This is a genomic window from Methanoculleus sp. (genome assembly GCF_020696975.1).
GTDB lineage: Archaea > Halobacteriota > Methanomicrobia > Methanomicrobiales > Methanoculleaceae > Methanoculleus.
The window spans coordinates 13,084-25,211 of the sequence record NZ_JAJGBK010000004.1 but is presented as its reverse complement, the minus strand read 5'-3'; the positions used below and the strand labels follow the sequence as shown (position 1 = coordinate 25,211).

Annotated in this window: 9 protein-coding genes; 5 read left to right on the top strand and 4 right to left on the bottom strand. The window is 61.4% G+C overall.

The window, feature by feature from the left end; translation table 11 throughout:
• Window positions 1-142 precede the first annotated feature (142 nt).
• The 3 genes from QZ650_RS01260 to QZ650_RS01250 all read left to right on the top strand — a co-directional run bounded on the left by QZ650_RS01260 (window position 143) and on the right by QZ650_RS01250 (window position 3,523).
• On the top strand, window positions 143-1,420 hold the full coding sequence (locus QZ650_RS01260; protein WP_292521198.1) for a glycine betaine/L-proline ABC transporter ATP-binding protein: 1,278 nt from the start codon (window positions 143-145) through the stop codon (window positions 1,418-1,420).
• The gene (locus QZ650_RS01255) at window positions 1,407-2,249 is read left to right on the top strand and encodes a proline/glycine betaine ABC transporter permease (protein ID WP_292521200.1); all 843 of its coding nucleotides are present in this window, start codon (window positions 1,407-1,409) and stop codon (window positions 2,247-2,249) included. Before QZ650_RS01260 ends, QZ650_RS01255 begins: the two co-directional genes overlap by 14 nt.
• Window positions 2,250-2,650: 401 nt before the next feature.
• The gene (locus QZ650_RS01250) at window positions 2,651-3,523 is read left to right on the top strand and encodes a glycine betaine ABC transporter substrate-binding protein (RefSeq protein ID WP_292521201.1); all 873 of its coding nucleotides are present in this window, start codon (window positions 2,651-2,653) and stop codon (window positions 3,521-3,523) included.
• A 302-nt stretch (window positions 3,524-3,825) separates the two neighbouring features.
• Here the strand turns inward: QZ650_RS01250 and carB are convergent, their stop codons facing one another.
• Both carB and carA read right to left on the bottom strand, forming a co-directional pair.
• Window positions 3,826-6,996: a carbamoyl-phosphate synthase large subunit gene (gene carB, locus QZ650_RS01245; RefSeq protein WP_292521203.1), complete on the bottom strand. Its 3,171-nt coding sequence runs from the start codon at window positions 6,994-6,996 to the stop codon at window positions 3,826-3,828.
• A gap of 2 nt (window positions 6,997-6,998) precedes the next feature.
• Window positions 6,999-8,051: a glutamine-hydrolyzing carbamoyl-phosphate synthase small subunit gene (gene carA / locus QZ650_RS01240; protein ID WP_292521205.1), complete on the bottom strand. Its 1,053-nt coding sequence runs from the start codon at window positions 8,049-8,051 to the stop codon at window positions 6,999-7,001.
• A gap of 128 nt (window positions 8,052-8,179) precedes the next feature.
• Here carA and QZ650_RS01235 point away from each other — a divergent pair, with 128 nt between their 5' ends.
• A complete protein-coding gene (locus QZ650_RS01235) occupies window positions 8,180-9,079 on the top strand; it encodes a flavodoxin family protein (RefSeq protein ID WP_292521207.1) in 900 nt (299 codons plus the stop codon).
• A gap of 28 nt (window positions 9,080-9,107) precedes the next feature.
• Entirely contained in the window at window positions 9,108-9,452 is a 345-nt protein-coding gene (locus QZ650_RS01230) for a hypothetical protein (RefSeq protein WP_292521209.1), read from the top strand.
• On the opposite strand, the gene QZ650_RS01225 is transcribed toward QZ650_RS01230, so the two are convergent.
• Both QZ650_RS01225 and ilvD read right to left on the bottom strand, forming a co-directional pair.
• Complete coding sequence (locus tag QZ650_RS01225) at window positions 9,449-10,030, bottom strand: carbonic anhydrase (RefSeq protein WP_292521655.1); 582 nt, start codon at window positions 10,028-10,030, stop codon at window positions 9,449-9,451. The genes QZ650_RS01230 and QZ650_RS01225 overlap by 4 nt on opposite strands.
• Window positions 10,031-10,383: 353 nt before the next feature.
• Window positions 10,384-12,027, bottom strand: coding sequence for a dihydroxy-acid dehydratase (ilvD, locus tag QZ650_RS01220; RefSeq protein WP_292521211.1), 1,644 nt, complete (start codon window positions 12,025-12,027; stop codon window positions 10,384-10,386).
• Between the last annotated feature and the right edge of the window lie 101 nt (window positions 12,028-12,128).

Genomic DNA, 12,128 nt, shown 5'->3' with positions numbered 1-12,128 from the left:
ATATGGGGAATAATCAACAAAACGTCAATTAATTACTGGATAGCAGCCACGACAATATTCTATCCGGAAATGCGCCGCAAATTTCTCGGAAAATTAAAATTCGGCTGAATAACGTGAATTTATCAAAATCACTAATTATAAAATGCATAAGATAGAAATCGTCAAGCTGGAGGGTTCTGTCATTTTTGAGAATGTACCCACAGAAAACACAAGAACACAACAGCCAATAATCAGTGTCAGGGATCTGACCAAGGTATTTGGAGAGGATCCCGAGAAAGCGCTGGCGCTTCATCGGTCCGGCCGCTCAAAACAGGAGATCTACAAAGAGACTGGCGCGACGCTGGCCCTCGATGGCGTCTCGTTTGAGGTTATGCCGGGTGAGACGTTCGTCCTGATGGGGCTGTCCGGAAGCGGGAAATCGACGCTTCTGCGCTGCATCAACCGGCTCATCGACCCTACTGAGGGTGAGATACGGATCGACGGTGAAAATATCGTCGGGATGAGCCAGGAAGAACTCCGAACAACCCGGCGACGCAAGCTGGGCATGATCTTCCAGAGTTTTGCTCTCCTCCCCCACCGGACAATCCTTGACAACGTCGCCTTCGGTCTTGAGATCCAGGGCATCCCGGTAGACGAGCGCCACAAAAAGGCCGAAGAGGTGCTCCAGATGGTGGGGCTCGGCGGCTATGGGGCGAGTATGCCCGGCGAGCTCTCCGGCGGCATGAAACAGCGTGTCGGGCTTGCCCGGGCCCTCACGAGCGATCCGGATATTCTCCTGATGGATGAGGCGTTCAGCGCTCTTGATCCCCTCATTCGCCGGGACATGCAGGATGAACTGCTGGATCTCCAGCAACGGCTCGGCAAGACGATCATCTTCGTCACTCACGACCTCGACGAGGCCCTGAAACTCGGTGACCGTATCGCCCTGATGAAAGACGGTGCAATTGTACAGATCGGCACGCCGGAGGAGATCCTGACGAACCCCGAGAACGCCTACGTCGAGAAGTTTGTCGCTGATGTGGATCTCACGAGGGTTCTCTCGGCAAGCGATGTAATGCGCCATGCCGAACCGGTTGCCCAGTGTACCGCAGGACCCCGGGTGGCCCTGCACCTCATGGAGGAGCACGACATCCCGGGGATATTCGTGGTCACCCGCCAGCGCCTGCTCCGTGGGCGGGTGACGCTCGACGACGCCGTCGAAGCCGTCAAGAAGGGAAAACAGATAACGGATATCCTCATCACCGACATTCCCATCGTGGCTCCCGATGCATCGCTCTCCGACATCATCTCGCTGATCGTCCAGAGCCCCTACCCGGTGGCGGTGGCGGACGATACCGGCAGGCTCAAAGGAGTCATATCGCGCGGCGCCATCCTCGCTGCCCTGGCAAGAAAGGGGGAGGATATCAATGCAACTGCCTAAACTCCCCGTGGGAGATGCCGTTGAGGCGCTGGTTGGCTGGATCGATCAGTACTTAGGCTGGCTGCTTGACGGCGTCAGTGAAGGGCTCGGGTTCCTCATCGACGGGTTGCAGGACCTTCTGACCCTCATGCCGGCACCCGTCCTGATCCTCCTCGTGAGCGTGCTGGTCTGGTTCGTCACCCGACGGGATATCAAACTGGCGGGGCTCACCGCGCTTGGCCTGCTGTTGATCTGGGACCTGCAACTCTGGGACCTCGCCATGCTTACCCTGGCGCTCGTCCTCGTATCGACAGGGCTCGCGCTTGCGATATCGCTCCCACTCGGGATCGCGGCTGCACGAAGCGATCCCCTGAACGCTGCACTCAGGCCGTTCCTTGACTTCATGCAGACCATGCCTTCGTTCGTCTACCTCATCCCCGCCGTGATCTTCTTTGGCATCGGGAACGTGCCGGGCATCATTGCAACGGTCGTTTTCGCGATACCGCCAGCACTGCGTCTCACGAATCTCGGCATCCGGCAGGTGCCGACCGAACTGATCGAGGTTGCGGACGCGTTCGGCTCAACACCCCGGCAGAAACTCCTGAAAGTACAACTTCCGGTTGCGCTCCCCACCATCATGGCAGGAGTGAACCAGTGCATCATGCTCGCCCTCTCCATGACCGTCATCGCATCGATGATCGGTGCCCGAGGACTCGGCTACCAGGTGCTTGTGGGTATCCAGCGGGTGGATATCGGCATGGGATTTGAGGCAGGGCTTGCCATCGTGATCATCGCGATCATCCTTGATCGGATCACCCAGAACCTTGTGCCGCAGCATGAGAGCCGGTGACCTGTCCCAATACTCTTTTCGAGAGGAACGATTTGTCCGGTCATCACCCTGCATCCTCCGTCATACTGCCCCAACAGATGGCGGATAGTCGGCGCATTCCGAACGGTTTCCCGCCCGCACATCCCTTCAATCTGGGTTTTAAACGGGCTCATTTCTCAAAATAAAACCCGTAAAACCTAAATATGGTTGGGGTCATATGTTGACTGGTCAAAATCTGGCCTTTTTGCCCTGGGGTGCAAACACGCCAGGAGCGGCACATGCTGCCGCCTCTGCTCATGTCCGGGCTGTCGGCACAATCGTCGTCCCGGGCAGTTCGTGAGAACCCGGAACCCCACATAGCCGGGCTCTGAATGCAATCTTACCGCTTTCCCGCGGTAAGGAAACGACATGGTGAAGAAATTATGCAAAAGAAAGGAACCCTGCTCGCACTGACGGGCCTTATCCTGATGCTCTGCCTCTTCTCTGCCGGTTGCACCGGTACACAGGCAACCGAGCCCAAGAAGGAAGTCAGCATCGGCTACGTCACCTGGGACTGTGCCATCGCGAGCAGCAACGTGATGAAGCAGGTCTTTGAAGAAGCGGGATATGATGTCGAACTGGTCGCGGTTGACGCCGGACCGCTCTTCCAGGCGCTTGCCAAAGGCGACGTAGATTTCACGACGACCGGGTGGCTCCCCCACACCCACGAGCACTACTGGGAGGAGTACGGCGACCGGATCGATTACGTTAACGAAAACATCCCCGGAGCGGCACGTATTGGACTCGTCGTCCCCACCTACGTGACCATCGACTCGATCGATGAGATGAATGGTGTCTCCGATAAGTTCGGCGGCAGGATCGTCGGCATCGAGCCCGGTGCGGGTGTCATGACCCGGACCGAGCAGGCAATCGACGGATACGGCCTCAATTATGAACTGGTCGCAAGCAGCAGTGCCGGTATGGCAACTGAACTGGGCGCCGCCATCAACGATGAGAAGTGGGTCGCAGTGACCGGGTGGTCGCCGCACTGGAAGTTCGGCCGCTACGACCTCAAGTTCCTCGACGACCCGAAGGGTGTCTACGGCGGGGCCGAGGATATCGTGACCCTCGCGAGGCAGGATCTCGCAACCGACGACCCGGCGGCCTATGGAATCATCGAGCGGTTCCAGTGGACCAATGAGGATATCGCCTCGGTCATGACCGACATAGCGGGCGGTATGTCCGAAGAGGAAGCCGCGCAGAAGTGGGTCGACGCCAACCGCGACAAGGTTGATGCCTGGCTCGGAAACGCCTAACCCTCTCTTTTTTTCGGCTTGTTGAAACTCTCTTAGGATAGTCATCGGTTGCGTCCCAGGCACGGATTCCGGGGGGATATTGCCATGAGGGGGTAGCGAAGGCCTTCGGCCTTCTCAGACTCCGGCCCCGCACTCGCACCTAACGGTGCTCACGCTCCCGCCCTTCGGCCGGTCGCAACTCGAAAACGCTTCGCGTTTTCTCACGCTCCCGCCCTTCGGCCGGTCGCGTTCGGCACGTCGCTCTTTGCGTGGGTTGAAGGAGACGGCAACACTGGAATAAAAAAAGGTTGATAAATTCCGGGTTACGCCAGCCCGTGGTAGTGCCCGAGCGGCTCGATGGTGATCTCTTCGCGCTTGATGGCGTCGATCGCCATCGCCGCCGCCCGCGCCGCCTGGAGCGTGGTGATGTAGGGGATGCCGTAATCGACGGCCGCCCGCATGATCTGGATGTGGTCCTGCCGCGACGCCTTGTCCGCCGGGGTGTTGATGATCAGCCGGATCCCCCCGGAACGCATGACGTCGATGACGTTCGGGGATCCTTCCTGGACCTTCCGGACCAGGTTTGCCCCGATGCCGTTCTGGGTCAGGAACTCGACCGTCCCGCTCGTGCCGTAGAGCGAGAGGCCGAGCTCGCGAAGTTTCCGGGCGATAGGGAGGAGTTCCTCCTTCTGTTCGTCCGTCACCGATATGAAGACGTTCCCGCTCGTCGGCAGGGTATTGTCCGCGGCGGTGCTTGCCTTATAGTAGGCGCGGCCGAAGTCGTAGTCGATCCCCATCACTTCGCCGGTGCTCTTCATCTCCGGCCCGAGGACGGTGTCGACGCCGGGGAGTTTGTTGAACGGCAGGAGCACCTCTTTGACCGCGACGTGCTCGATCTCGCGCTCGACAATATCCATATCGGCAAGTTTGCGCCCAACCATCACCTTTGCCGCGAGCTTCGCGAGGGCGATGCCCGTCGCCTTCGCGACGAACGGCACGGTCCGGCTTGCACGCGGGTTTGCTTCGAGGACGTAGACGATGTCGTTCTGGACGGCGTACTGGATGTTGATCAGCCCGACGACACCGAGGCCGAGGGCAATCTTCTTCGTGTAGTCCCGCACCCGCGCAATCACCGAGGGGGAAAGGGACTGCGGCGGGATGACGCAGGCCGAGTCGCCGGAGTGGACCCCGGCCCACTCGATATGCTCCATGATGCCGCCGATCAGGACGTCCGTTCCGTCACAGACCGCGTCGACGTCGATCTCGACGGCCCCCTGGAGGAAGGAGTCGATCAGCACCGGGTGTTTCCTGCTCACCCGGACGGCCTCTTTGATGTAACTCTCGAGTTCGGTCTCGTCGTGGACGAGTTCCATCGCCCGCCCGCCGAGGACGTAGGACGGCCGGACCAGGACCGGGTAGCCGATTGCCCGGGCCATCTCCCGCGCCTCATCCTCCGAGTAGGCGGAAGAGTTCGCCGGGCTCGGGATACCGAGCCGGGTGAGGAGTTGGCTGAACCGGTCCCGGTCTTCCGCCGCGTCCATGGCGTCGGGTGAGGTGCCGAGGATCTTCGTCGCCAGACCGAGCCGTTTGATCTCCGCTTCCAGCGGGACGGCCAGGTTCACCGAGTTCTGGCCGCCGAACTGGACCATGACGCCGTAGTAGTCGTCCTTTTTGAGGATGTTCACGACGTCCTCAAGCTGCATCGGCTCAAAGAAGAGCCGATCGGAGGTATCGGCGTCGGTCGAGACCGTCTCGGGGTTGTTGTTGACGATATGGACCTCGATCCCCTCTTCCTCGCGGAGCGCCATCACCGCGTGGACGGTGCAGTAGTCGAACTCGATCCCCTGCCCGATCCGTATCGGCCCGGAACCGAGGATCAGCACCTTCTTCGCCCCGTCCCGGACGAGTTCGCACCCCTCCTCCCAGGTGGAGTAGAAGTAGGGCGTCGTCGCCGGGAACTCCGCGGCGCAGGTATCCACCATCTTGTAGGTCGGCGTTCCGGAGAGGGCCTCGATCTCAGCGGCGGTCTCCCCCGTCAGCGCCTGTAGTTCCTCGTCCGAGAAGCCGCAGCGCTTCGCGGCCCTGATATCCCCGGGCTCAAAGGCGGTCGCGAGTTTTTGTTCCAGGTCCACGATGTTCTTGATCTTCTCAAGGAAGAACGGCGTGATGGAGGTGAGGCCGGCAACCTCCTCGACCGTGAATCCCTCCCGGAAGGCGTCGAAGAGGCACCCGAACCGCTCGTCCGTTGGGGACGTGAGGATCATCCGGATCTCGCTTGGGCTCGTGTGCCGCTGCATGTCGTTATCGAGCGACCTGAGCGCCTTTTTGAACGCCTCCTCGGCCGTCCGCCCGATCGCCATCACTTCACCCGTGCTCTTCATCGCTGTCGTGAGCGTCCGGTCGGCCGACTTGAACTTGTCAAACGGCCACCGGGGCACCTTCACCACCACATAATCGATCGCGGGCTCGAAGGATGCCGGGGTGACACCGGTCACGGGGTTCATGATCTCGTCGAGCCGGAGCCCGATCGCTATCTTTGCCGCCACCCGGGCGATCGGATAGCCGGTCGCCTTGGACGCGAGCGCCGAGGACCGGGAGACCCGGGGGTTTACCTCGATGATCCGGTAGTCGCAGTCTTTGTAGGCGAACTGGATGTTGCAGCCGCCCTGGACGTCGAGCGCCCGGATGATCCGTATTGCGGCGGTCCGGAGCATCTGGAACTCGTCGTCCCGCAGGGTGAGGATGGGGGCGACGACGACGCTCTCGCCGGTGTGGATGCCCATCGGGTCGACGTTCTCCATGCCGCAGACGATGATACAGGTATCGGAAGCGTCCCGCATCACCTCGAACTCGATCTCCTTCCAACCGGCGACGCTCTCCTCCACGAGCACCTGGTGGATCCGGGAGCGGGCGAGACCGAGCTCGCAGATCCGCCGCATCTCCTCGGGTGTGTGCGCCACGCCGCCGCCGGAGCCGCCCAGGGTATACGCCGGCCTGATGATTGCCGGGAGGCCGACCTCGCGGATCGCCTCGTCGATCTGGTTCATGTTCTCAAGAATCATGCTCCGGGGGACGGGCTCGCCGATGGCGTTCATCAGGTCCCGGAACTGCTCCCGGTCTTCGCCCCGGTAGATCGCTTCAAGCGGCGTCCCGAGGATCTCCACGCCCTCAAGGGCCCCCATCTCCGCGAGTTCCGCGGTCATGTTGAGGCCGGTCTGGCCGCCCATACCGCTCAGGATCCCGTCCGGCTTCTCTTTTGCGATGATCTTTGCGATGAGTTCGGCCTTCAATGGCTCGATGTAGATGACGTCCGCGGTATCGGGGTCGGTCTGGATCGTTGCGGGGTTGGAGTTGACGAGGACGACCTCGACCCCCTCTTCCCGCAGCGCCCGGCAGGCCTGCGACCCCGAGAAGTCGAACTCGGCCGCCTGCCCGATCTGGATGGGGCCGGAACCGATGATGATGACTTTTTTAATATGAGATTTCTTCGGCATGCTTAGATCTCCCTATAGACGCGGTCAAAGAAGTGCATCTCCGTATCCCGGGGTCCGCCGTGCGCCTCCGGGTGGAACTGGACGCAGGTGATGTTGAGGTCTTTATCCTCGAACCCCTCGACCGAACCGTCGTTCACGTTCCGGTACGAGACGGTGCATCCCTCGGGAAGCGTCTCCTCGTCCACAGCAAACCCGTGGTTCTGCGTCGTGATGTAGATGCTCCCGTCCCGGTAGCGGACCGGCTGGTTCGTCCCCCTATGCCCGAACTTCATCTTGTAGGTCTCGGCGCCGAGCGCAAGCGCGGCCACCTGGATGCCCATGCAGATGCCGATGACCGGCACCTCGCCGGCCAGATCCCGGACGCACCGGATGGCGTGGGTTGCCCTCCGCGGGTCGCCGGGACCGTTGCTGATAAAGAGGGCTTCGGGCTCTGCCGTCATCACCTCGTCCGGTGTGGCGGTGTGCGGGAAGACGTGGATGTCGGCGCCACGGGCTCTTAGGCTTGCAAGAATGTGCCGCTTTACTCCGAGATCGATGACGGCAATCCGTTTGCCGGAGCCGCTGATCCGGTAGGGTTCAGGGCAGGAGACACTTCCGATGAGGTCGGCGTCGCTGATCGGGGGGGCGGCCCGGGCGAGCCGGACTGCTTCTTCACCGTCGTCGCTCCCAACGATGAGGGATGCCCGGAGTGCCCCGACCGTCCGGGTCTTTATTGTCAGGCTGCGGGTATCGACGCCCGATATCCCAAAAAGACCTTTTTCTTCAAAGAATTCGGCAACCGAGGGTTGCATCGTGGGGGTTGCGGCGATCTCACGCGCCACGCAGCCCCGCGCATGAACCTCCGGACTCTCAAAGTTCTGAAGATCCACACCATAATTCCCGATGAGGGGATACGTGAACATCAAGATCTGTCCGGCATAACTGGGGTCAGTCAATGCCTCCATGTAACCGGTCATCTGCGTCGTGAAGACGAGCTCGCCGGAACATGTTCCTTCAACGCCAAAACCATTCCCTACAACAAATGTTCCGTCTTCAAGACCCAGAACCGCCTTCATGAATTACCATACCATGTGGATCAGATTCCTTATTAACGCTAATGACGGATCATGCGCCTGCCTCTGCAACCCCGCCGGAAACCCGAAACGGCGGGCTTCTGGCTACCCGAAATGTTGAAGTGTGTTGAATGCCTGGTGACGCGCGGGGTGAGAGCGCGGCGGAGAAGACCAAAGCGGTCGAGACGCCTGAGGGGACGTTTACCATCAGGCTTACATCTGATAACCTGGGCAGCATTTATCCGGGCATGATCAGGTACACCGTCGAGGTCCTCCATGGCACGGAGACGGTCTACACCTACGCGATCAACTCCTACGAGAGTGCACCCCGGGGCTCCCTCTTCGATACCAGGAAGGCGGCGGAGATTGTCTTTGCCCGGCTCGCGCACGACGTTGTCTCTCGTCCCGGGGCCTACACCCGGCCACGGGTCTTCACCCGGCCGCTTCCGGGCACCGGCACAGTGGATGTCGTCATCCTGCAGGGGAGTCCGCGCCGGTTCGGGAACTCCGCAAAAATCGCGTCGTGGTGCGATGACGAGGCCACTCAGGCCGGTCTCTCCTCCCGGGTCTTCTTCCTGCAGGAGATGGATATCAGGCCGTGTGTCGGCTGCTATGTCTGCTACGACTACGGTTACTGCCCGGTTGAGGACGATATGCCCCTGGTCATCCGGGCGCTTGAAGCGGCTTTGGTCCTCGTTGTCTGCACCCCGGTCTACACCGGCACCGTCCCCGCACCCCTCAAGGCAGTGATGGACCGCTGCCAGTGGCTCCATGCTCGGGAGAAGGTGCTCGGAAGCGAGGTGAACGCCCGTGGCTTTCTTGTCGCGGTCGCAGGACGGCGGGGGACCGAACCGTTTGTCTGCGTGACACGTGTGGTTGATGCTTTCATGAGGAACCTGGGCATCCGTCCCGCTCTGCCGGTGCTGATCGGCGACCTCGACCGGGCCCGGGACGTCGAAACGATCGAGGGGGCTGAAGACAATGTCCGGGCGGCATCGCGTGCGGTGCTTGCTCCCCGAGACGAAGGCTAATATATCTCGAATCCCCCACCGATGATGCATGGCAGAAGTGACTGTTGAGATTGTCGGGTTTATGGAGTCCGAATGTGGGCCGTTTCCCTGCGACGAGACGCGATCCTGCGGCCTTGAGACCTGCTATCCGTCAAATAATCTGATGGACGCCATCGGCGCCCTGCGCGACGAGCTCCTCGACGAATACGGGGATAAGGTCGAGGTGAAGACAATCCTGCTCGACGACGAGATGCCCGACCGCATCCGAGAGCTCATCGAGGAGCGCCACCCCCCTATCCCGATCATCCTGGTCAACGGCAGACTCACGTCAATCGGGAGGGTCTCGCTCGATCTGATAAAAGAAGAGATTGATTATGCACTTGAAGAGTCTTAGAATATCTTCTTCAACTCTCCTGTCGCCAGGTCGAAGTAAAGGCCGTGAAGCCGGACCCGCCCATCTTTTTCGGCAGCCTTGACCGGCGGATAGGTGCGGATGTGCTCAAGCTGCAGGCCGACGTTCTCGATCTCGATGAGCCGCCGCCGGATCTTCTCTTCTTCAGGGGTCTTCGGGACCTGTATCCTGCCGTCGACACGGCGTTTCGCCTCCTGCGCGTTGTTGAGCCAGAGGGGGACATATGCGTCCGTGCTCTCGTGGTCGAGCCCCTTTATGGCGCCGCAGTCAGAGTGCCCGCAGATGACGATGTCTTCGACTTTGAGATGGTTGAGCGCGTACTCGAGCACGGTCGCGAAGTTCCAGTCGTGAACCGGGACGATGTTGCCGATGTTGCGCTGGACGAAGATCTCACCGGCCTTTGCACCGGTGATGCGTTCCGGGTCCACACGCGAGTCGGAGCACCCTATCCAGAGAACCACCGGGTGCTGGCTTGACGCAAGCGGGCCGTAATGCTCGGGATCCTTTGCAAAATCTTCTTCCCGGAAACGCGTGTTGCCCTCAAGAAACTTCTGTATCATCATAAGCTCCGTAAGTGATTGGGCGACCGTCTCGGACGGGTGCGCCTTAGGAGGGAGTTATGCCCAGGGGTTTAAAAATATATACGCCTGGATGCTGCCGGATGATGAGCCGGGGAAAAAAACGTTCTCCTGCCAGAAATTGCGCCGGGCGCACCGGAGCACCTCTGTGCATCAATGTGCTGTTTGGGGGTGCAGGGTACGCGTACATCATGGCGTTCGGGTATAATTATCTAACATGAGAAATTTGTCAACGAGACCAAATTGACGTCGGGCGCCCTGACGCCGGTGAAGAGTATGCGCTCTCCCCGGATGAGAAGATACGAACCATTCCGCCCTGCCCGGCAAAAAAGGGGTTACCTCTGGACGGCACCGAGGTTCGCCTGTTCGACGGTCTGCGCATACCGGGCGAGCACTCCGGTCAGGCGCCGGGCCGGCGGTTTCCATGCCTGCCGCCGCTCCTCGAGGGTCGCTCTCTCGACGGCGAGATCGAGGCGTTTTTCGTAGAGGTCGATCACAATCTCGTCACCGTCCTCGACAAGGGCAATCGGCCCGCCGATCGCGGCTTCAGGGGCGATATGCCCGATGCACGGACCCCGGGTGCCGCCCGAGAAACGCCCGTCGGTCACCAGGGCGACCCGGGCGTAGCCGAGACCCATCAGCGCTGACGTCGGTGAGAGCATCTCGGGCATCCCGGGTCCCCCCCGCGGGCCCTCGTAGCGGATCACGACAACGTCGCCTTCCGCGATCTCGCGGTGGAGGATCGCCTCCATTGCGGCTGTCTCCCCATCAAAGACCCGTGCCGGGCCCCGGTGGCGCCACATCGCCTCCGTGACCGCGGCGCACTTGACGACGGCGCCGTCGGGGGCGAGCGTTCCCCTGAGAACCTTGAGGCCGCCGGCGGGGCTGACCGGGGCATCGGTCGTCCTGATCACCTCCGGGTCGGCGACCCGGGCGGTTTTCGCTATATCAAGGATCGAGCGTCCCGAGACCGTCGGGGCGTCATCGAGGTACCCCTCAAGCATCTTCAGGATGGCGGGGATACCGCCCGCCCGGTAGAGAGCGAGCATCGAGTGCGGTCCCCCGGGCTGCATGTGGCAAATGTGCGGGGTCTCCTCGGCGACGGTGTTGAAGGTCTCAAGGTCGAGGGGGACGCCTGCCTCCCGGGCGACGGCCATCAGGTGGAGGACTGTGTTTGACGACCCGCCGAGTGCCATGTCAACACGGATGGCGTTCTTAAGGCCTGTCCTTGTGACGATATCCCGCGGGAGGATACCTTCCCGGACGAGGGCGACCGCCCGCTCCCCGCTCTCCCGGGCTATGCGGAGTTTTGCCGCGTCGACCGCGGGGGTGGCGGCAGTCCCCGGGAGGGAGAGGCCGAGTGCCTCGGTCACGCACGCCATCGTGTTTGCGGTATAAAGCCCCTGGCAGCTCCCGCACCCGGGCATCGCCGCACACTCGAGTTCCCCGAGTTCCTCCTCATTCATCGTCCCGGCGGCGAAACGGCCCACGCCTTCAAAGACGTCGATGAGCGAGAGTTCGCGGCCCGCCGCGTAGCCGGGGAGCATGGGTCCGCCGGTGACGACGATCGTCGGGATATTGCACCGGACCGCCGCCATCAGCATGCCGGGGACGATCTTGTCGCAGGTCCCAACGCAGACGAGACCGTCGAACCGGTGCGCCTCGACCATCAACTCAACGGCGTCGGCGATGTTCTCCCGCGAGGGGAGGGAGTAGCGCATCCCCTCGTGGCCCATCGCGATCCCGTCGCAGATCCCGATGGTCCCGAACTCGAACGCCACGCCGCCCGCGGCCGCGACACCCTCCTGCACCTTCTGCGAGAGCGACCGGAGGTGGGTGTGCCCGGGGACGACCGTGTTATACGCGTTTGCTATACCGATGAAGGGCTGGTCCATCTCCCGGTCGGTCACGCCGAGCGACCTGAGCAGCGCCCGGTTCGGGGCACGCTGATAGCCTTTCTTTACCGTCTCACTCCGCATGGTAATCCTTGTATGAGAATACGCATGTGGAGAGAAAAGAGTATTCCGGTTGGCGGGGAGGTGGCGCGCCAAGGAGATTGGCCTGCATTGTGAAGCAGGTG

What these genes read in the sequence shown, in the direction of transcription:
- QZ650_RS01250 (WP_292521201.1), top strand. Translation starts at nt 2,651, where the DNA reads ATGCAAAAGAAAGGAACCCTGCTCGCACTGACGGGCCTTATCCTGATG.
- QZ650_RS01225 (WP_292521655.1), bottom strand. Translation starts at nt 10,030, where the DNA reads ATGATACAGAAGTTTCTTGAGGGCAACACGCGTTTCCGGGAAGAAGAT.
- carB (WP_292521203.1), bottom strand. Translation starts at nt 6,996, where the DNA reads ATGCCGAAGAAATCTCATATTAAAAAAGTCATCATCATCGGTTCCGGC.
- QZ650_RS01230 (WP_292521209.1), top strand. Translation starts at nt 9,108, where the DNA reads ATGGCAGAAGTGACTGTTGAGATTGTCGGGTTTATGGAGTCCGAATGT.
- QZ650_RS01255 (WP_292521200.1), top strand. Translation starts at nt 1,407, where the DNA reads ATGCAACTGCCTAAACTCCCCGTGGGAGATGCCGTTGAGGCGCTGGTT.
- QZ650_RS01260 (WP_292521198.1), top strand. Translation starts at nt 143, where the DNA reads ATGCATAAGATAGAAATCGTCAAGCTGGAGGGTTCTGTCATTTTTGAG.
- ilvD (WP_292521211.1), bottom strand. Translation starts at nt 12,027, where the DNA reads ATGCGGAGTGAGACGGTAAAGAAAGGCTATCAGCGTGCCCCGAACCGG.
- QZ650_RS01235 (WP_292521207.1), top strand. Translation starts at nt 8,180, where the DNA reads ATGCCTGGTGACGCGCGGGGTGAGAGCGCGGCGGAGAAGACCAAAGCG.
- carA (WP_292521205.1), bottom strand. Translation starts at nt 8,051, where the DNA reads ATGAAGGCGGTTCTGGGTCTTGAAGACGGAACATTTGTTGTAGGGAAT.